The 18,832-nt window shown below is 71.3% G+C and carries 19 protein-coding genes; 8 read left to right on the plus strand and 11 right to left on the minus strand.

From position 1 onward, the window contains the following. Positions 1-40: 40 nt before the first annotated feature. From guaB to AB0927_RS13115, 3 genes are all read right to left on the minus strand, one after another. Complete coding sequence (guaB, locus tag AB0927_RS13105; RefSeq protein ID WP_366667663.1) at positions 41-1,543, minus strand: IMP dehydrogenase; 1,503 nt, start codon at positions 1,541-1,543, stop codon at positions 41-43. Between the two features lie 139 nt (positions 1,544-1,682). Further along, positions 1,683-2,270 carry a sigma-70 family RNA polymerase sigma factor gene (locus tag AB0927_RS13110; protein ID WP_037657637.1) on the minus strand — a complete coding sequence of 196 codons (588 nt, stop codon included), beginning with the start codon at positions 2,268-2,270 and terminating at the stop codon, positions 1,683-1,685. Between the two features lie 463 nt (positions 2,271-2,733). Then, positions 2,734-3,345 carry a response regulator transcription factor gene (locus AB0927_RS13115; RefSeq protein WP_003948568.1) on the minus strand — a complete coding sequence of 204 codons (612 nt, stop codon included), beginning with the start codon at positions 3,343-3,345 and terminating at the stop codon, positions 2,734-2,736. Positions 3,346-3,725: 380 nt separating this feature from the next. On the opposite strand from AB0927_RS13115, the gene AB0927_RS13120 reads away from it, so the two are divergent. After that, positions 3,726-4,055: a WhiB family transcriptional regulator gene (locus AB0927_RS13120; protein WP_366667664.1), complete on the plus strand. Its 330-nt coding sequence runs from the start codon at positions 3,726-3,728 to the stop codon at positions 4,053-4,055. A gap of 203 nt (positions 4,056-4,258) precedes the next feature. On the opposite strand, the gene AB0927_RS13125 is transcribed toward AB0927_RS13120, so the two are convergent. Next, a complete protein-coding gene (locus tag AB0927_RS13125; protein ID WP_366667665.1) occupies positions 4,259-5,164 on the minus strand; it encodes a LysR family transcriptional regulator in 906 nt (301 codons plus the stop codon). Between the two features lie 81 nt (positions 5,165-5,245). On the opposite strand from AB0927_RS13125, the gene AB0927_RS13130 reads away from it, so the two are divergent. The 4 genes from AB0927_RS13130 to AB0927_RS13145 all read left to right on the plus strand — a co-directional run bounded on the left by AB0927_RS13130 (position 5,246) and on the right by AB0927_RS13145 (position 8,255). Continuing rightward, positions 5,246-5,914 carry an MOSC domain-containing protein gene (locus AB0927_RS13130; RefSeq protein WP_366667666.1) on the plus strand — a complete coding sequence of 223 codons (669 nt, stop codon included), beginning with the start codon at positions 5,246-5,248 and terminating at the stop codon, positions 5,912-5,914. A gap of 63 nt (positions 5,915-5,977) precedes the next feature. Continuing rightward, a complete protein-coding gene (locus AB0927_RS13135; RefSeq protein WP_366667667.1) occupies positions 5,978-6,751 on the plus strand; it encodes an SDR family oxidoreductase in 774 nt (257 codons plus the stop codon). Between the two features lie 176 nt (positions 6,752-6,927). Next, on the plus strand, positions 6,928-7,635 hold the full coding sequence (locus tag AB0927_RS13140; protein WP_366667668.1) for an ester cyclase: 708 nt from the start codon (positions 6,928-6,930) through the stop codon (positions 7,633-7,635). An 89-nt stretch (positions 7,636-7,724) separates the two neighbouring features. Next, a complete protein-coding gene (locus AB0927_RS13145; protein ID WP_366667798.1) occupies positions 7,725-8,255 on the plus strand; it encodes a DUF3293 domain-containing protein in 531 nt (176 codons plus the stop codon). On the opposite strand, the gene AB0927_RS13150 is transcribed toward AB0927_RS13145, so the two are convergent. From AB0927_RS13150 to AB0927_RS13170, 5 genes are all read right to left on the minus strand, one after another. Continuing rightward, complete coding sequence (locus AB0927_RS13150; RefSeq protein ID WP_366667799.1) at positions 8,173-8,595, minus strand: VanZ family protein; 423 nt, start codon at positions 8,593-8,595, stop codon at positions 8,173-8,175. The genes AB0927_RS13145 and AB0927_RS13150 overlap by 83 nt on opposite strands. A 352-nt stretch (positions 8,596-8,947) precedes the next feature. Beyond that, positions 8,948-10,570, minus strand: a complete 1,623-nt coding sequence (groL, locus tag AB0927_RS13155; protein ID WP_366667669.1) for a chaperonin GroEL — start codon at positions 10,568-10,570, stop codon at positions 8,948-8,950. A gap of 121 nt (positions 10,571-10,691) precedes the next feature. Beyond that, complete coding sequence (groES, locus tag AB0927_RS13160; RefSeq protein WP_039652762.1) at positions 10,692-11,000, minus strand: co-chaperone GroES; 309 nt, start codon at positions 10,998-11,000, stop codon at positions 10,692-10,694. A gap of 242 nt (positions 11,001-11,242) precedes the next feature. Then, positions 11,243-11,863: a hypothetical protein gene (locus AB0927_RS13165; RefSeq protein ID WP_366667670.1), complete on the minus strand. Its 621-nt coding sequence runs from the start codon at positions 11,861-11,863 to the stop codon at positions 11,243-11,245. 198 nt (positions 11,864-12,061) lie between these two features. After that, entirely contained in the window at positions 12,062-13,000 is a 939-nt protein-coding gene (locus AB0927_RS13170) for a polysaccharide deacetylase family protein (RefSeq protein ID WP_366667671.1), read from the minus strand. Between the two features lie 91 nt (positions 13,001-13,091). Here AB0927_RS13170 and AB0927_RS13175 point away from each other — a divergent pair, with 91 nt between their 5' ends. Then, a complete protein-coding gene (locus AB0927_RS13175) occupies positions 13,092-14,273 on the plus strand; it encodes a methyltransferase domain-containing protein (protein ID WP_366667800.1) in 1,182 nt (393 codons plus the stop codon). Positions 14,274-14,286: 13 nt separating this feature from the next. On the opposite strand, the gene AB0927_RS13180 is transcribed toward AB0927_RS13175, so the two are convergent. Together AB0927_RS13180 and AB0927_RS13185 are read right to left on the minus strand one after the other, a co-directional pair. Further along, positions 14,287-15,288 (minus strand): LCP family protein, encoded by a 1,002-nt coding sequence (locus tag AB0927_RS13180; protein WP_366667801.1) that lies wholly within the window; start codon positions 15,286-15,288, stop codon positions 14,287-14,289. Between the two features lie 150 nt (positions 15,289-15,438). Next, positions 15,439-16,476 carry a LacI family DNA-binding transcriptional regulator gene (locus AB0927_RS13185; RefSeq protein WP_366667672.1) on the minus strand — a complete coding sequence of 346 codons (1,038 nt, stop codon included), beginning with the start codon at positions 16,474-16,476 and terminating at the stop codon, positions 15,439-15,441. 103 nt (positions 16,477-16,579) lie between these two features. Between AB0927_RS13185 and AB0927_RS13190 the strand changes: the two genes are divergently transcribed. Continuing rightward, positions 16,580-17,917 carry an extracellular solute-binding protein gene (locus AB0927_RS13190; protein WP_366667673.1) on the plus strand — a complete coding sequence of 446 codons (1,338 nt, stop codon included), beginning with the start codon at positions 16,580-16,582 and terminating at the stop codon, positions 17,915-17,917. Between the two features lie 2 nt (positions 17,918-17,919). Next, positions 17,920-18,828, plus strand: a complete 909-nt coding sequence (locus AB0927_RS13195) for a sugar ABC transporter permease (protein ID WP_366667802.1) — start codon at positions 17,920-17,922, stop codon at positions 18,826-18,828. The last annotated feature ends 4 nt before the right edge of the window (positions 18,829-18,832 follow it).

Below are 18,832 nucleotides of genomic sequence, written 5' to 3' on the forward strand. Positions count from 1 at the left end.
CCCGGATGTCCCGGGACCGCCTTCGGCGGGGGCCTGGTGGCTACTTGGCGCTGTAGTTCGGCGCCTCGACCGTCATCTGGATGTCGTGCGGGTGGCTCTCCTTGAGGCCCGCGGAGGTGATCCGCACGAAGCGGCCCTTGGACTCCATCTCGTCGATGGTGGCGGCGCCCACGTAGCCCATGGTCTGGCGCAGACCGCCGACCAGCTGGTGCAGCACGTTGGCCAGCGGGCCGCGGTAGGGCACCTGGCCCTCGACGCCCTCGGGCACGAGCTTGTCGTCGGAGGCCACCTCGGCCTGGAAGTAGCGGTCCTTCGAGTAGGACCTGGCCTGGCCGCGGGACTGCATCGCGCCCAGCGAACCCATGCCGCGGTACGACTTGAACTGCTTGCCGTTGATGAACAGCAGCTCGCCCGGCGACTCCTCGCAGCCGGCGAGGAGGCTGCCCAGCATCACGGTGTCGGCACCGGCGGCGAGCGCCTTGCCGATGTCGCCCGAGTACTGCAGGCCACCGTCGCCGATCAGCGGGATGCCCGCCGGACGGGCGGCGAGGGACGCCTCGTAGATGGCCGTGACCTGCGGAACGCCGATGCCGGCGACCACGCGCGTGGTGCAGATCGAGCCCGGGCCGACACCCACCTTGATGCCGTCGACACCGGCGTCGATGAGCGCCTGGGCGCCGTCGCGCGTGGCGACGTTGCCGCCGATCACGTCGACGTTCACGCTGGACTTGATCTTCGCCATCCAGCTCAGGGCGTTGCTGTTGTGGCCGTGCGAGGTGTCGACGACCAGGAAGTCCGCGCCGGCCTCGGCGAGCGCCTGGGCGCGCTCCAGCGCCTCGGGGCTGGCGCCGACCGCGGCACCGACGAGCAGGCGGCCCTCGGCGTCCTTGGCGGCGTTCGGGTACTTCTCGGCCTTGACGAAGTCCTTGACGGTGATCAGGCCCTTGAGGACACCCGCGTCGTCGACCAGCGGCAGCTTCTCGATCTTGTGCTTGCGCAGCAGCTGCATGGCCTCGGGACCGGAGATGCCCACCTTGCCCGTGACCAGCGGCATCGGGGTCATGACCTCGTGCACCTGGCGCGTGCGGTCGCTCTCGAAGGCCATGTCGCGGTTGGTGACGATGCCCAGCAGCCGGCCGGCCGGGTCGGTGACCGGGACACCGCTGATGCGGAACTTGGCGCACAGCGCGTCGGCCTCGGCGAGCGTGGCCTCCGGGTGCACCGTGATCGGGTCGGTGACCATGCCGGACTCGGACCGCTTCACCAGGTCGACCTGGTTGACCTGGTCCTCGACGGACAGGTTGCGGTGCAGGACGCCGACGCCGCCGAGGCGGGCCATGGCAATCGCCATGCGCGACTCGGTCACCTTGTCCATCGCCGCCGACAGCAGCGGGATGTTGACCCGGACGTTGCGGGAGATGCGGGACGAGGTGTCGACCGCGTTGGGGAGCACTTCGGAGGCCCCCGGCAGCAGCAGCACGTCGTCGTAGGTCAGCCCGAGTGTCGCGAATTTTCCGGGCACTCCGTCGACGTTTGCAGTCATGACACCTTCCCCAAATGGCCTTGCTCGGTGCGGATGTCCATGCTAACGGGAAGCACAGCCAGCAAATTCCACGGCGGAAGATCACCTTCGGCTTCGTATGTTCATACGGTGGGCCCTGGGGTGTCGTGGCCCGGTGCCGCTACTGCTCGGCCAGTGCCCTCAGGCGGCTCAGGGCCCGGTGCTGGGCGACCCGGACCGCTCCGGGTGACATTCCCAACATCTGTCCCGTTTCCTCCGCCGTGAGGCCCACCGCGATGCGCAGCAGCAGCAGTTCGCGCTGGTTCTCGGGGAGGTTGGCCAGCAGTTTCTTGGCCCACTCGGCGTCGCTGCTGAGCAGGGCGCGCTCCTCGGGGCCGAGCGAGTCGTCGGGCCGCTCGGGCATCTCGTCGGAGGGCACGGCGGTCGAACCCGGGTGGCGCATCGCGGCGCGCTGGAGGTCGGCGACCTTGTGCGAGGCGATGGCGAAGACGAACGCCTCGAAGGGGCGGCCGGTGTCCCGGTAGCGGGGCAGGGCGAGCAGGACCGCGACGCAGACCTCCTGGGCGAGGTCCTCCACGAAGTGGCGCGCGTCGCCGGGCAGCCGCGACAGCCGGGTGCGGCAGTACCGCAGCGCCAGCGGGTGCACGTGGGCGAGCAGGTCGTGCGTGGCCTGTTCGTCCCCGTCGACGGCACGAAGCACGAGAGCGCCGATCGCCCCCTGGGCCGTGCCCGCCTCGTCGTCGCGCATCGGTCCATGGTGCCTTGCGGCCGTCCGGTCCGTCGCATCGTGCTGGTGGTTGTGCACCGAAGCGTTATGAGCAGGTGCGCCGGCACTCATTCCCTGCGCCCTCCCCTTCCGCTCGACCGACTCGTCCCCGAGAGACTCCACACCCTCAAGGATGCGGCATCCGCGCCGAAACGAGCAGCGCCCGTGCGGCGGGGCCGCCTCGGGCGCCGCCGCACGGCACGTCCTGGCGGAGCGTACGCGGTCTCCGCCGACCGGCCCGGACGGACGCCGGCCTGCGGGAATCCGGCTCCGGGGGCGTACGGCGCGGACCGTGCCGCCGGGCGTGGGGCGCGCCGGGCCGAACGGGGGTGCACGGCGGTTTCACCCGCCGAGCCCACAAGGACCCGGGCGACCGGTCACCCACAGGGCCGCGCCCCGGGGTCGGCCCGGCCCCGCACGGCAGGCGCGCGGGGCCGCCGGGGTCCTACCTGACCAGGCCCCAGCGGAAGCCGAGGGCCACCGCGTGGGCGCGGTCCGAGGCGCCGAGCTTCTTGAACAGGCGCCGGGCGTGGGTCTTGACGGTGTCCTCGGAGAGGAACAGCTCACGCCCGATCTCGGCGTTCGAGCGGCCGTGGCTCATGCCCTCCAGGACCTGGATCTCGCGCGCGGTGAGCGTGGGCGCGGCGCCCATCTCGGCCGAGCGCAGCCGGCGCGGGGCCAGCCGCCAGGTCGGGTCGGCGAGGGCCTGTGTCACCGTGGCCCGCAGTTCGGCGCGCGAGGCGTCCTTGTGCAGATAGCCCCGGGCGCCGGCGGCGACCGCGAGGGCCACGCCGTCCAGGTCCTCGGCGACGGTCAGCATGATGATGCGCGCGCCGGGGTCGGCCGACAGCAGCCTGCGCACGGTCTCGACACCGCCCAGGCCGGGCATGCGGACATCCATCAAAATGAGGTCGGAGCGATCGGCGCCCCAGCGGCGGAGGACTTCCTCGCCGTTGGCCGCCGTCGTCACACGCTCGACACCGGGCACGGTCGCGACCGCGCGGCGGAGCGCTTCTCGGGCAAGCGGGGAGTCGTCGCAGACGAGGACGGATGTCATGACCGCCCTCCGCAGCTGATGCGCGTCACCTTGAGCCTCCAGGCTGGTACGGAATCTCACCTGTGCGGTCGACCGTCTCGGACGCCTGCCCGAGCGCTTGTGTTTTCAACCGCCTCCGCACTCTCAACGACGGTCACTCGAAAGAGTTACGGGACTGCACGCCGTCATCGGCACTCTATGTGAGGGCCCCGACACGGTGCAGACATGCCCAACGGACCCTCAACTTTTCATCACAACCTATGCCCCGTTTAGATGCTTTTCTTCCCGTTTCGCAGTGTTCGGGGCTAGATTCGCAATGAGTCATATTTACATCTCCTTAGACCGGACATGTACGGTCATTGGCACCGTATCCGCCCAGAACGGCTACAAGGGGTCACGCAATGGCAGATTTCTCCCGCCTTCCCGGACCGAACGCGGACCTGTGGGACTGGCAGCTGCTGGCTGCTTGCCGCGGGGTGGACAGCTCGCTCTTCTTCCACCCGGAGGGCGAGCGCGGGGCGGCTCGGAGCGCTCGCGAGAACTCGGCCAAGGAGGTCTGCATGAGGTGCCCGGTCCGCGCGGAGTGCGCGGCGCACGCGCTCGCCGTGCGCGAGCCGTACGGCGTCTGGGGCGGCCTGACCGAGGACGAGCGCGAGGAGCTGATGGGGCGGGCACGCAACCGCCTGGTGGCCGCCTCGACCACCAGCGGGGACACCGCCCAGGACCACTGATCTGAAGGAACGTTTCTGCACCGCACCCATGGCCCGTCGGGTGCGCCGATCCCCCCACCCACCGGGCACGCCGCGTGCGTGCCCGCGACTCTGCGCCCTTGAGCCTCGCGCGCCCGCGCCTTGTACGGCCCCCGCTCCCCCTGCGCCTCGCGCCCCCGCGCCTTGTACGCCGCCGCTCCCCCGGAATCTGATCCGTTAGGGCGTCACGCCGCCGCGCGACCGGCCGCCCGCGCGAGCTGCTCCAGCGTCGCCGCGACCGCCGGCACCTGGGCCAGATCGGGCAGGGTGAGCGCGACGATCTCCCGCCGCACCGCCGGTTCCAGCCGCACCGTGCGCACCCCGCGCGGCCGTACCGACTCCACCGCGAGCTGCGGCAGCACGGCCACGCCCAGACCCGCGCCCACCAGGCCCGCCACCGCCGGGTAGTCGTCGGTGGCGAAGTCGATGCGGGGCGCGAACCCGGCCCCCTGGCAGACCTCCACCAGCTGGCCGCGGCAGCGCGGGCAGCCCGCGATCCAGGGCTCCTCGGCCAGCTCCCCGATGGCGACGGCCTCGGCGCGCGCGAGCCGGTGCCGCTCGGGCACGAGGGCCACCAGCCGGTCGGTCAGCAGGGGGCGTACGACCAGGTCGTCCCAGTCCTCGGCGACCGCCGCGCCCTCGTAGCGGAAGGCCAGCGCGAGATCGCAGTCCCCCTCGCGCAGCAGTTCGACGGAGCGCGGGGGTTCGGCCTCCTCCAGGGAGACCCGGGTGCCGGGATGGGCCGCGCGCAGGGCGGCCAGCGCGGTGGGCACCAGGGTGGAGCTGCCGCTCGGGAAGGAGACCAGGCGGACCCGGCCGGCCCGCAGGCCCGCGATCGCGGCGACCTCCTCCTCGGCGGCGGTGAGCCCGGCGAGGATGCCGGAGGCGTGCCGGACCAGGGCCTCGCCGGCCTGGGTGAGCCGCATCTCACGGCCCGCGCGGATCAGCAGCGGGGTGCCGACGGAGGCCTCCAGGGCCTTCATCTGCTGGCTGACGGCGGGCTGGGTGCAGCCCAGTTCCCGCCCGGCCGCCGAGAAGGAGCCGGTGGCGGCGACGGCGCGCAGGACACGGAGATGACGGGCCTCGATCACCCGCCAAGCATAAGGCAGCCTTGGGGGCGGCACCATAAATCCAGTCGACGCTTTGGGGTGCCGTCGCGTACGGTCTCGGCCATGAAGCTTCTCTCGGTCAACATCGGGCAGGCCCGCCCGGTGCCGTACACAAGCCAGGCGGACGGTCTGACGGGCATCGACAAGAGGCCGGTCCAGGGGCCGGTGGCGGTGTCCGCGCCGGGCCCGAAGGGGAGCGCCGGGAGCGGGCTCGCCGGTGACGCGGTGTGCGACCTGAAGCATCACGGCGGTGACGACCAGGCGGTGTACGCGTTCGCGCGCGAGGACCTGGACCACTGGGAGCGCGAGCTGGGCCGCACCCTGGCCAACGGCTGCTTCGGGGAGAACATCACGACCAGCGGACTGGACGTCTCCGGGGCGCTGATCGGCGAGCGCTGGCGGATCGGTCCGACCGTGGTCCTCCAGGTGACCGCGGGCCGTATCCCGTGCCGCACCTTCCAGGGCCATATGGGCGAGCCGGGCTGGGTCCGAAGGTTCACACAGAAGGGCGCAACGGGTGCCTACCTCCGGGTGATCGAGCCGGGCGAGATACGCGCGGGCGACCGCGTCGAGATCCTCCACCGGCCGGAGCACGGGGTGACCGCGGCGATGGAGTTCCGCGCGACCACCACCGAGCGGGCCCTGCTGCCGCGGTTGCTCGACGCCGCCGACGACCTGCACCCGGAGGCCCTGGCGGCGGCCCGCAAGTACGTCGCCGCGCAGGCCCGCTGAGGCCCCGTCACCGCATGGCGGACACCACCTGTGGGTGTCCCCCGTGATCACTACCCTTGGGTCATGACAACGGCTCTGATTACGGGATCGACCGCGGGGATCGGTGCCGCCTTCGCGCGGCGGCTGGCGGCTGACGGGCATGACCTCGTCCTGGTGGCGCGGGACGCCAAGCGGCTGCGCGAACAGGCGACCGAGCTGCACGACCGGCACGGCATCGAGGCGGAGGTGCTGCCCGCCGACCTCTCCGAGGACAAGGGCATCGAAACCGTCGCCGCCCGGCTCGGCGACCGCAAGAACCCGGTCGACCTGCTGATCAACAACGCCGGTTTCGGCAACAAGGGCCGCTATCTGGAAGTCTCCATGGCGGACGAGCTGACGATGCTCAAGGTGCACTGCGAGGCGGTGCTGCGGCTGACCTCGGCGGCGGCCGGGGCGATGCGCGAGCGCGGCCGGGGCGGGGTGGTCAATGTCGCCTCGGTGGCGGCCTTCGTGCCCCGGGGCACCTACGGCGCGTCCAAGGCGTGGGTCGTGCAGTTCACCCAGGGCGCGGCGCGGGACCTGGCCGGGACCGGCGTCCGGCTGATGGCGCTGTGCCCCGGATTCGTGCGCACCGAGTTCCACCAGCGGGCCGGGATGGGCACGGACAACATCCCCGGCTGGATGTGGCTGGACGCCGACAAGCTGGTCGCGGCGGCCCTCGCCGACCTGGCGCGCGGCAAGTCGCTGTCCATCCCGGACCCCCGCTACAAGGCACTGATGGGCCTGGTGAAGGTCGCCCCGCGCGGGCTCCTCGGCGGGGTCGCGTCCCGCACCGGGCGCAAGTACGGCCCGCGGTAGGCGCCGGCGGGCGCGGTCGGCGGCAGGCAGGCGCGGGCGGCGGCAGGCCAGCGCGGTCGCTCTCCCGTGCGGTCGGCGGCGGGCCGGCACGGTCGGTACTTCCGGTGCGGTGCGGTCGGCGGTCCGGTGCGAAAATGGGGTGAGACGACCGGATCAGGGGGGCCGGAGGCGGCGCCATGACCTTCGTACAGCTCATCGAGTGCAGGACGAGCCGGCCGGACGAGATGAACCGGCTCATGGACGACTGGGTCGCGCGGACGAGCGGACGGCGGACGGCGACCCACACGCTGGTCGGCCAGGACCGCTCGGACGCCGCGCACCTGGTGGAGGTCGTGGAGTTCCCGTCGTACGAGGACGCGAAGCGCGGCTCCGGCCTCCCGGAGACCGACCGGATCTTCCGGGAGATGGCCGCCCTGTGCGACGAGCGGCCCGTGTTCATGGACCTGGACGTGGTGCGGGACGACCGGCTGGCCGAGGACACCGTCCGGCGGTTCTTCGCCACCCTCGCCGCCCCGGGCGAACTGCCCCCGCTCAACGACCTGCTGGACGAGGACATCCACAGCCACGACCCGGTGAACCCGCAGGACACCATCGGCCTGGACAACGCCCGTGCCGAGTACCGCATGTGGCGGGCCGCCTTCGATTCCGCCTTCACCGTCGAGGACGTCCTCACCCAGGAGGACCGTGCCTGCGCCCGCTGGACCTGGCGGGCCACCCACACCGGCGACTTCCTCGGCATCGCCGCCACCGGCCGCCGCGTCACCATGACCGGCATGACCCTCTTCCGCTTCGGCCCCGACGGCAAGGTCACCGAAACCTGGTGGCAGCACGACCAGCTTGGACTGATGCAGCAGCTGGGCGCGCTGGACGAGTTGGAGCAGTGAGGGACGCGGCGCGGGGAGCCGGGTGATACTGAACGGCTGAAAAGGCAGTTCCACAGGAGGCCCTTGTGCACGTCATCGGCGCAGCCGTCATGCCCCGCAACTGGGAGCGCTACCGGAGCGCGGTCGTCGAGATCCGCTTCCCGGACCGGACGGTTCACGTCGCGCCACGTCCCACCGGCACCGCCGAGGGTTCCTTCCCGGAAGCGGCCGGCGGCGCCACCGTCCATGTGATCACCGCCTGGAACCCCCGTGGCCGCACCGCGTCCCCCGACGCCAATGCCCGCGCTCACCGCCTGCTGCTCCGTGAGGTCCGTCGCCGTGGGCTCACCTGGTGGTCCGCCGAGGGCGGCGACACGAGCGGCACGCACCGCGAGGAGAGCGTCGCCGTCGTCGGTCTGGGCGACACCGCGGCGCGTGAGCTGGGCCGCCGCTTCGGGCAGGACGCGGTCTTCGCCTGGACTCCCGGCGCCTGGCGTGTCCTCGCGTGCGAAACCGACACCGTGTCGGTGAGCGGCTGGACGGCGTCCGAGAGGTGCGTCAGGAACTCCCGCGGCGCTTGTGCACCCGCCCCAGCCTGCGACCCATCAGCAGATGACCGACCAACGCGCCGCACGTGTTGAGGATGACGTCGTCCACGTCGAAGGCCCGCCCGGTGACCAGGGCGCCCTGGGCCGTCTCCACCAGCAGCATCACGGTCGCGGTCAGCAGCAGCACCCGCCACATCCCCCGGGCCCCCGGCGCGAGCACCGGCACCAGCACGCCGAACGGCACGCCCAGCAGGATGTTGCCGCCGATCTGCTTGACGGCGTCCCGCAGTTCGGGCTGGTCCAGATAGGCCTTCAGGGAGCGGCCGGGACGCAGGTTGGCGTGCGCCAGGGAGACGGAAGCCGGGGACGGTTCCAGAGTGATCTTGGCCAGTACGACGGCGAAGGCCACCATGAGGACGAAGGCGCACAGCATCGCCAGCAACCGGACGGGCAGCGGAAGCACGTGCGCCCCTGTCCCGCTCCGGCCCCGGCTCCCGCTCCGCTTCCGGTGCCGGCTCCGGTGCCGGCGGCCGAATCGGGCAAGGCGACTCGTCCAGGGCGCGCGGCCAAAAGAGGCCTCGCGTAAGTACGACGGGGTGCGGGCCATGTGGTCCTCCAGTCGTCAACGACTGCGGGAGACGACTCCTTCCTTCGCTCCGGTTTCCCCCGAAAGCCCGCGGCAGACAGCCGATTCGGTGAAAAGGCCGCCCCCGGACAGCACTTCGCCCCGTCGCACAGCGACGGGGCGAAGTGACGTACTGCTTACCGGGCCTTACCGACCTGCGTCAGTGGGCGTGGCCGTGGCTGTGGCCCGCGGCGGCCGGCTCTTCCTCTTCCTTCTTCTCGACGACCAGGGTCTCGGTCGTGAGCAGCAGGGAGGCGATGGAGGCGGCGTTCTCCAGGGCGGAACGGGTCACCTTGACCGGGTCGATGACGCCGGCCTTGACCAGGTCGCCGTACTCGCCGGTGGCGGCGTTGTAGCCCTGGCCCTTCTCCAGGTCCTTGACCTTGGAGACGATGACGTAGCCCTCCTGGCCGGCGTTCTCGCCGATCCAGCGCAGCGGCTCGACGACCGCGTTGCGGACCACGGCGACACCGGTGGCCTCGTCGCCGGTCTTGTCGAGGTTGCCCTCCAGGACCTTGGACGCGTGCACCAGGGCGGAGCCACCACCGGAGACGATGCCCTCCTCGACCGCGGCGCGGGTCGCGGAGATGGCGTCCTCCAGACGGTGCTTCTTCTCCTTCAGCTCCACCTCGGTGGCGGCGCCGACCTTGATCACGCACACGCCGCCGGCCAGCTTCGCGAGGCGCTCCTGGAGCTTCTCGCGGTCCCAGTCGGAGTCGGTGTTCTCGATCTCGGCCTTGATCTGCGCGACGCGGCCGGCCAGGTCCTCCTGCTTGCCCGCACCCTCGACGATCGTGGTGTCGTCCTTGGTGACGGTGACGCGGCGGGCGGAGCCGAGGACGTCGATGCCGACCTGGTCGACCTTGAGGCCGACCTCTTCGGAGATGACGGTGGCGCCGGTGAGGACGGCCATGTCCTGGAGCATCGCCTTGCGGCGGTCGCCGAAGCCGGGGGCCTTCACCGCGACGGCGTTGAAGGTGCCGCGGATCTTGTTGACGACCAGGGTCGACAGGGCCTCGCCCTCGACGTCCTCGGCGATGATCAGCAGCGGCTTGGAGCCGGCCTGGATGACCTTCTCCAGCAGCGGCAGCAGGTCCGCGATGGCGGCGATCTTGCCCTGGTGGATCAGGATGTACGGGTCGTCGAGGACGGCCTCCATGCGCTCCTGGTCCGTCACGAAGTACGGCGACAGGTAGCCCTTGTCGAAGGCCATGCCCTCGGTGAAGTCCAGCTCCAGACCGAAGGTGTTGGACTCCTCGACGGTGATGACACCGTCCTTGCCGACCTTGTCCATCGCCTCGGCGATCAGCTCGCCGACCTGCTGGTCCTGGGCGGACAGCGCGGCGACGGCGGCGATGTCGGACTTCTCGTCGATCGGACGGGCCGTGGCGAGCAGTTCCTCGGAGACGGCCTTGACGGCGGCGTCGATGCCCTTCTTCAGGGCGGCCGGGGAGGCGCCGGCGGCGACGTTCCGCAGGCCCTCGCGCACCAGCGCCTGGGCGAGCACGGTGGCGGTGGTGGTGCCGTCACCCGCGATGTCGTTGGTCTTGGTCGCCACCTCCTTCACCAGCTGCGCGCCGAGGTTCTCGTACGGGTCCTCGATCTCGACCTCGCGGGCGATCGTGACACCGTCGTTGGTGATGGTGGGGGCGCCGAACTTCTTGTCGATGACGACGTTGCGACCCTTGGGGCCGATCGTCACCTTCACCGTGTCGGCCAGCTTGTTGACGCCGCGCTCGAGGGCGCGACGGGCGTCCTCGTCGAACTTCAGGATCTTCGCCATGACAGCGGGAGCCCTCTCGAAATCTGTGGGTAAAAGACGAACTGCGCCCCGGGCGCCCGGCTTCGTTATCGGTCGCGGGGGCCAGGGGCGCAGCTCAGTGCAAAGGTTTGCTCGGGGTGAGTTACTTCTCGATGATCGCGAGAACGTCGCGAGCCGAGAGGACGAGGTACTCCTCGCCGTTGTACTTCACCTCGGTGCCGCCGTACTTGCTGTACAGGACGACGTCGCCGACCTTGACGTCGAGCGGAAGCCGCTCGCCGTTCTCGAAGCGACCCGGGCCCACGGCGAGGACGGCGCCCTCCTGGGGCTTCTCCTTCGCGGTGTCCGGGATGACCAGGCCAGAGGCCGTGGTCTGCTCGGCGTCCAGCGGCTGGACCACGATGCGGTCCTCGAGCGGCTTGATGGCAACCTTGGAGCTGGCGGTCGTCACGATCCGACCTCCCCCTTCGGAGATCTCACGGGGTTAACTGTCTGAGGTGGCGACCAGGTCGATCCGTCGTCGCGGGTGCCGGACCTGCCCGTCGCTTTGTTGGCACTCTCCAGTGGGGAGTGCCAGAGCCGAGACTATGACCGGGATTAGCACTCGGTCAAGCGGAGTGCCAATGACGCGTGGCGCGTCGGCCGGATCCCGGGTGCGCGCGGTCGTCCGGTGAGCGGTGTCGGCCGGTCGTTCTACAGGTAGTCCCGGAGGTTTCCGGCCGTCAGGTTCCGCTCCCGGATGGCCCGCAGGAGAGGGGCCGTGGCGGCTCCGGGGGTCAGCCGGACGATGTCGCCGGGGCGGAGGTGGCGGGGCCCTCGGGGGTAGGCGAGGCCCGCCGGGGTCAGGACGGCCCGCCAGAGCACGATGCCGGTGACGCCGCAGTCGGCGGCCGCGCGCAGGGTCGTCGCGTCGTACGCACCCCGGGGCGGGCGCAGGAGCCGGGTGCGGCGGGCGCAGAGCGCGGCGCGCTGGGCGGCGTACGAGGCTCCCGCGAGGGTCGTGCGTTCGGGGGTGAACCGGCTCACCGGGAGGCGGAGCCGGCGGACCGTGGCGGTGAAGCGGGGGTCGTGGTCGGGGGCGTCGTAGGTGAGGAAGACGACCCGGTCGCGGGTGGGGACGTGGTCCACGACCGGGGGCAGGGCGCGGCCCGACGGGGGCGCCGCCAGGGGATGGGCGCGCGGGCGTACGCCCTCCGCCGCCTTCTTGCCCAGGCGCTCGATGGGGGCGACGGACGGGGCGCAGCCGGTGAGGAACAGGGTGGGGGCGAGCACCCAGGCGCACACCACGGCCGCGCCCCGCACGCGCCGCCTCACGGGCGCCGCCCCGGGCGCCCGCTTCGCCACCGGCCGTCCGCCCGGCCGGCCGCCCGGACTCCCGACCGCCTCACCGAAGACCATCCGCCCACCCGGCCGAACGAAAGCCCTTCCGGCTTCCCCTCGACCACTCGCACTTCGAGCACCCGCTCCACCGACAGCCCACCCGACCCCGACCCCGCCGCGGAGGCGCCCACCTCACAGGTAGTCCTCCAGGCGCGCCACCGCGTACCCCTCACGCGTGACCTTGTTCAGGAAGCGGCGCATGTCGTCGACCATGGTGCCGTCCCAGTCGCTGCGGCCGCGGAAGTGGGTGAGGACGATGTCGCCCCGGCGCAGGCGCTGGTCGTCCTCGCGGTACTCCCAGTGGTCGACGTACACCTCCTCGTTCCAGATCGGGGCGTACTTGATGCCGCAGGACTTGGCGGCGACCAGGGTGTCCTGGTTGTAGTTGCCGTAGGGCGGCCGGAAGACGGTCGGGCGTCTGCCGTACTGCTTGAGCATGATGTCCTGCATGTCGCAGATCTCGTGCTTCTGCTCCTCGTAGGACAGCCCCGGCAGATAGGGGTGGGTGAGGGTGTGGTTGTCGACGGTGTTCCCGTAGGACTGCGCCGTGCGGAAGTAGCCGTAGTCGTCCTTGACCAGGTAGTTGCTGAGGAACGCGGTGTAGGGGATCTTCAGGTCCCGCATCATCCGCAGGAACCGGGGGTCCTTCTCCGAGCCGTCGTCGATGGTGAGGAAGACGACCTTGTTCCTGGTCGGGACCGTGGTGAAGACCGGCGGCAGGTCCCAGTCGTCCTGGTGGTCGACCTCGAAGCCGGCGCGCGCGGTGATGGTGGGTTTGACCGCGGGGGGCGGCGGGGGCGCGATCGGGACCTCGTCCAGGCCCCAGCGCCTGGCGGCGGCGACCATGCGGGTGTGTTCGGCGGCGCGGGGGTCCGGGGCCGCGTGGCCGGCCGCGCCCTGCCCGGCCGCCGGGCGGACGGCGTCCGGCCCGGACCCGGAACAGCCGGTGACGAGTGCGGTGGCGGCGAGGACGGCGGCGCCGCAGCCGAGGGCGACGCCACGCTTCCGGCGGCCGGGTGTCACCCCGGACCCGAACGCCCGGTTTTTGTCATTTTGTACTACTAGTCGCATGGTGCTGGATCTTCGCAGGCCCCGCCCGCGCGCCCCCGCCGACAACGCCGCCGTGACGCGCGCCATCCACCGACTGGCCCACAATGACCCGGTGAACGACCTCGCTCCTCTCCTCACCCCCGAAGGCCGGGCCCTCCTCGCGGAGGTCCGCGGCACCGCCCCGGCCGACGAGCTCGCCGTCGCCACCCGGCTGCGCCGCGACCACCCCGCCGAACTGGTGTCGGCCGCGCTCGGCCAGGCCCGGCTGCGGCAGCGCGCGGCGGCCAAGTTCGCGGCGGCGGACGCGGAGCGGATGTTCTTCACGCCGAACGGGGTCGAGCAGTCGACGCGGGCGAGCGTGGCGGCGTACCGGGCCCGGCGGCTGACCGATCTCGGGGTGTCCTCGGTGGCCGACCTGTGCTGCGGGATCGGCGGGGACGCCATCGCGCTGGCGCGGGCCGGGATCCGGGTGCTCGCCGTGGACCGGGACCCGCTGACGGCGGCCGTGGCGCGGGCGAACGCCGAGGCCCTCGGCCTGGGCGACCTGATCGAGGTGCGGGAGGCCGATGTCACGGAGGTGGACACCGCGGGGTACGACGCCGTGTTCGTGGACCCGGCCAGACGCGGCGGGCGGGGCAGGATCTTCGATCCCGAGGCGTACTCACCGCCGCTGTCCTGGGCCGTGGCCGCCGCCCGCCGGGCGCCGCGCGCCGCGCTGAAGATCGCCCCCGGCATCCCGCACGAGGCGGTGCCCGCCGAGGCCGAGGCGGAGTGGATCTCGGACGGCGGCGACGTGAAGGAGGCGGTGCTCTGGTTCGGCACCGGGGCGCCGGGCGCGGTGCGCGCCACCCTGCTGCCCGGCCCGCGCACCCTGCTCGGACGGGGGCTGCCGGATCCCGAAGTGCGGCCGGTGGGCCGGTACTTGTACGAGCCGGACGGCGCCGTGATCCGCGCGCACCTGGTCGCCGAGGTGGCCGAGGAGGTCGGCGGCGGGCTGATCGACGCGACGATCGCGTACGTCACCGCCGCGGAGCTGCACCCGACCCCGTACGCCACCCCCTACGAGATCACCGACCAACTCCCCTTCAACGTGAAGAAGTTGAAGGCGCTGCTGCGCGAGCGCGGGGTCGGGACGCTGACCGTGAAGAAGCGCGGGTCGGCGGTCGAGCCGGAGGAGCTGCGGCGCAAGGTCAGACCGCAGGGGCCGAACGCGGCGACCGTGTTCCTCACCCGGGTCGCGGGGGCGCCCACGATGCTGGTCGGCGGGCCCGCCCGGCCGCCGGCGGGCCCCTGAGCCGGCCGGGCGGTCAGCGCAGCGACGCCCACAGGTTCCCGGCGTCCGGCTCCTTCGCGATCACCCGGTTGGGGTCCGAGGGCGCCGTGACGACCGGCATCATCACGGTCCGTACCTGGTCCGCGCCGAGCCCCTTCAGGCTCTTGCCCAACTCGGTCAGCTCGTCCAGCGAGTCGAGGCCGGTGTCGGTGGTGAGGCTCTTGGTGACCGCGTCGGCGACCCGGTACAGCCTGGTCGGGTCGGTGAGCAGGTTCGTGCCGGATATCCGCTCCAACAGGGCCTTCACCAGGAGCTGTTGGAGACCTATGCGGCCGAGGTCGCTGCCGTCGCCGATGCCGTGCCGGGTGCGGGCGAGGGCCAGCGCCTGCTTGCCGTCGAGGTGATGCGATCCGGCCTTCAGATGCAGGTGGCTCTTGTCGTCGTCGATGTCCTGGCCCGTGGTGACGTCGACCCCGCCGAGCGCGTCGACCAGTTTGGCGAAGCCGGAGAAGTCGATCTCGATGAAGTGGTCCATGCGCACGCCGGTGACCGACTCGACCGTCTTGACCGCGCACACCGGACCGCCCACCGAGAAGGCGCTGTTGAACATCGAGCCGTACGCCACCGCCGTCGAACCCCCGGAGGGCAGCGGGCAGGAGGGGCGGGTGACGAGGGTGTCGCGCGGGATGCTGACCACGGTGGCGCGGGTGCGGCCCGCGTCGAGGTGCACCACCATCGCGGTGTCCGAGCGGGCGCCCGAACTGTCGCCGCCGCCCAGCTCCTTGTCGGCCTCGCCGCTGCGCGAATCCGAGCCGAGCACCAGGATGTTGAGGGAGCCGGCCGGGAGCGGGGCGGCCGCGGCCGTGGTGGCGCTCGGGGACGGGGCGATCATCGCGTGCGCGGGGCGGTCGTCGCCGAGCGCGCTGTCGATGTCGACGCCCTTGATGTTGTGGTCCAGGTGCCAATACGCATAGCCGGCGGTGGCCACGCCCAGCACCAGGGCCGCCGCCAGGGTGAGGCCGGCGATCCTCAGCACTCTCGAACGCCGCCCGTGCTCCTCGTGTCGCGTCACGACAGGAACGTAAGTCCGAATTATTAGGGGATTGTTAGCGGAGGCGGCACGGAAGGGTTTTCTTGGGGAATTCTCATCGGGGGCGGGCGGCCGACGCCCCGTCGAAACTTTCGATCATGCCGTCGGCCGGCGCACCTCCGCCGTGCTCGACCGCACCACCAGGCTGGTCGCCAGCTCCATCCGGGTGGCCACCCGGTCCTCGTGCGCGCTGCCCAGTTCGAGCACCATGCGGGCGGCGGCCTCGGCCATCTCGGTCAGCGGCTGCCGTACGGTCGTCAGCGGCGGGCCCACCCAGCGGGCCACCGGCAGATCGTCGAAGCCGACCACGCTGAGGTCCTCCGGGATGCGCAGCCCGAGTTCGCGCGCGGCCTCGTACAGGCCCACGGCCTGGAGGTCGTTGCCCGCGAAGACCGCGGTGGGCCGGTCGGGGCGGCGCAGCAGCTCCATGCCCAGGCGGTAGCCGGCGTCGTGATGGAAGTCCCCGGCCACCACGAGGGAGGGGTCGACGGGCAGCCCGGCCGTCTCCAGGGCGGCACGGTAGCCGTCGATGCGGGCGCGGCTGCACATCATCCGGGACGGGCCGCTGATCGCGCCGATCCGGGTGTGGCCCAGCTCGACCAGATGCCGGGTGGCCGCGAGCCCGCCCTGCCAGTTGGTGGCGCCGATGGACGGCACGTCAGGGCCCGGGTCGCCGGCCGGGTCCACCACCACGAACGGGATGGACCGGCTGGTGAGCAACGCCTGTTGGGCGATGTCCAGTTCGGACAGGACCAGCACCACTCCGTGCGGGCGGCGGGCGGCGACCTGGTCGGCCCAGGAGCGGCCGGGGGTGAGCCGCCCGGCGGACTCGGACAGCACCACGCTGAGCCCCGCCGACTGCGCCACGTTCTCCACGCCCCGGATGACCTCCATCGCCCAGGCGCTCTCCAGCTCGTGGAAGACCAGGTCTATCAGCGGCGAGCGGGAGGCCTCGGCGCGCCTGCGCCGGTAGCCGTGGGCGCGCAGCAGCTCCTCGACACGGGAACGGGTCGAGGGTGCGACGTCGGCTCGGCCGTTGAGGACCTTCGAAACAGTCGGAGCGGACACCCCCGCTTCTCGGGCGATCTCCGCGAGCGTCGCGGACTGCGTTTCCACGGGCTTCCCAGGCTTCATGCACGCGATCGTAATCCCTGCGCAACCTCTTGACGAAGCCCTTGTTACGCCATACGTTCCCGGAACATTCGGAACGCAACTCGAAACATTGCGAGAGGCCAGCATGGAGTCCTCCACGTCCAACGGCGGGCGCACGTTCAGCAGGCGCTGGATGCTCGGCGCCGGTGCCACCACACTTGTCGCCGCCGGCACCGCCGGACTCACGGCCTGCGGCTCCTCGGGAGGGTCCGGGGGCGGGGGTACGCTCACCGCTTTCGTATACGGCGACGGTGACGCCAAGGTCCAGGTCCAGGCGATCGACCGGTTCAACGCGTCGGCCGCCGCGAAGAAGGCCAAGGGCAAGATCAAGCTGGAGAAGGTGCCCGGCTCCGAGTACCCGACGAAGCTGCGCACCGCGATGGGTTCGCCCAACGCGCCCGACATCTTCTTCAACTGGGGCGGCGGCTCGATCAAGGCGTACCGGGACGCCAAGCAGCTGGTGGACCTCACCGACATCATCAAGTCGGACCCGGTTCTGCAGAACGGCTTCCTGCCCTCGGTGATCACGGCCGGCGGCCTCGGCGGGCGCGCCTACGGCATACCCATGCGCGGCATGCAGCCCGTGATCCTCTTCTACAACAAGACCCTCTTCGCCGAGCAGAAGCTCCAGCCGCCCACCACCTGGGACCAGCTGCTCGACATCAACAAGAAGCTGAAGAAGGCCGGAATCACCCCCTTCGCGCTGGGCGGCGCGGACATGTGGCCCGAGCTGATGTGGCTGGAGTACCTGGTCGACCGGATCGGCGGCCCCCAGGTCTTCGACAAGATCAAGAACGGCGACGCCTCCGGCTGGGGCGACCCGGCCGTCCTCAAGGCCGCCCAGACGGTCAAGCAGCTCATCGACGACGGCGCCTTCGGCAAGGGCTTCAACTCGGTCGCCTACACCAACGGCGGCGCCCCGGCCGTGTTCGCCAAGGGCAGGGCCGCGATGCACCTGATGGGCTCCTGGGAGTACAACACCCAGCTCGGCAAGTTCCCGGACTTCGCCCGCAAGGACCTCGGCTGGACCGCGTTCCCGACCATCGAGGGCGGTGCGGGCGACATCCGCAACGTCGTCGGCAACCCCACCAACTACTGGTCGGTCAACGCCCGCACGTCCAACAAGGACGCCGCGATCGCCTTCCTGCGCGACTGCGCCTCGGAGACGTACGCCAAGGAACTCGTCGCCATCGGCGCCATCCCGACCACGGCCAACGCCGACAAGCTGCTCGACGCCTCGCCGAACCCGGCGTTCGCGAAGTTCCAGTACAAGATGGTGCAGGAGGCCCCGGCGTTCACGCTGAGCTGGGACCAGGCCGTCGACCCGAACGTGTCGACGCCGATGCTCACCGAGGTCAACAAGCTGTTCGTCGGCAAGTCTTCGCCGAGCCAGTTCGTCTCGGCGCTCCAGGGGCTGAAGTGAGCATCACCGCAACAAAGGGCGACTCGCACACCAGTGCGGGTCGCCCGCGGCGGCGTGCCGGAGCGAACGCGGGCCGCCCGCACACCGCTCTGGCTCTGCCCGCCGTGCTGTTCTTCACGTTCTTCGCCGTCGTTCCCATGGTGCTGGCCTTCTGCCTCTCCTTCACCCAGTGGAACGGCCTCGGCAATCCCCGGCCTGTGGGCTTCGCCAACTGGCAGAAGCTGTTCGACGACGGCCGGCTCACCCAGTCCCTCACGGTCACCGTGCTGCTCACGGTGGTCAGCTGGGCCTTCCAGACGGTGCTCTCCCTGCTGCTCGGGGTCTGGGCGGCGGGCAAGCAGCGCAACCGCGCGATCCTGTCGGCGGTCTTCTTCGTGCCGTTCCTGCTGTCCTCGACGGCGATCTCGCTGCTGTTCTACGCCCTGCTCGACCCCAACTTCGGCATCATCCCCGGGGACACCCTCGGCTCCACGAACGGCGCCTTCCTCGCGATCGTGTTCGTCGGCGGCTGGCAGTTCATCCCCTTCCACACCCTGATCTACCAGGGCGGAGCGCGGCAGATTCCCGAGGTCCTCTACCAGGCGGCGGCCATCGACGGCGCGGGCCGCTACCGGCAGTTCTTCTCCATCACGCTGCCCCAGCTGCGGAACACCGCGACCACCTCCGGGGTGCTGATGGTGGTCGGTTCGCTGACCTATTTCGAGACCGTCCTGATCCTCACCCAGGGCGGCCCCGGCACCGACACGGCGATCCTGCCGTACCTGATGTACCAGGCCGGTTTCAAGAGCTACGACTTCGGCTACGCCAGCGCCATCGCCTCCTTCCTGGTGGTGGTCGCGACCGCGCTGTCGCTGCTGCTGGTGCGGCTGTCCGGCTTCGGCAACATGCGCAGTACCCGGGAAGGAATGTGACGAG

This window comes from Streptomyces sp. NPDC048106 (genome assembly GCF_040706415.1).
Lineage (GTDB): Bacteria > Actinomycetota > Actinomycetes > Streptomycetales > Streptomycetaceae > Streptomyces.

Coding starts and splice junctions, on each gene's coding strand:
- guaB (WP_366667663.1), bottom strand. CDS start 1,543: ATGACTGCAAACGTCGACGGAGTGCCCGGAAAATTCGCGACACTCGGG.
- AB0927_RS13110 (WP_037657637.1), bottom strand. CDS start 2,270: ATGCGCGACGACGAGGCGGGCACGGCCCAGGGGGCGATCGGCGCTCTC.
- AB0927_RS13115 (WP_003948568.1), bottom strand. CDS start 3,345: ATGACATCCGTCCTCGTCTGCGACGACTCCCCGCTTGCCCGAGAAGCG.
- AB0927_RS13120 (WP_366667664.1), top strand. CDS start 3,726: ATGGCAGATTTCTCCCGCCTTCCCGGACCGAACGCGGACCTGTGGGAC.
- AB0927_RS13130 (WP_366667666.1), top strand. CDS start 5,246: ATGAAGCTTCTCTCGGTCAACATCGGGCAGGCCCGCCCGGTGCCGTAC.
- AB0927_RS13135 (WP_366667667.1), top strand. CDS start 5,978: ATGACAACGGCTCTGATTACGGGATCGACCGCGGGGATCGGTGCCGCC.
- AB0927_RS13140 (WP_366667668.1), top strand. CDS start 6,928: ATGACCTTCGTACAGCTCATCGAGTGCAGGACGAGCCGGCCGGACGAG.
- AB0927_RS13145 (WP_366667798.1), top strand. CDS start 7,725: ATGCCCCGCAACTGGGAGCGCTACCGGAGCGCGGTCGTCGAGATCCGC.
- AB0927_RS13150 (WP_366667799.1), bottom strand. CDS start 8,595: ATGCTGTGCGCCTTCGTCCTCATGGTGGCCTTCGCCGTCGTACTGGCC.
- groL (WP_366667669.1), bottom strand. CDS start 10,570: ATGGCGAAGATCCTGAAGTTCGACGAGGACGCCCGTCGCGCCCTCGAG.
- AB0927_RS13170 (WP_366667671.1), bottom strand. CDS start 13,000: ATGCGACTAGTAGTACAAAATGACAAAAACCGGGCGTTCGGGTCCGGG.
- AB0927_RS13185 (WP_366667672.1), bottom strand. CDS start 16,476: ATGAAGCCTGGGAAGCCCGTGGAAACGCAGTCCGCGACGCTCGCGGAG.
- AB0927_RS13190 (WP_366667673.1), top strand. CDS start 16,580: ATGGAGTCCTCCACGTCCAACGGCGGGCGCACGTTCAGCAGGCGCTGG.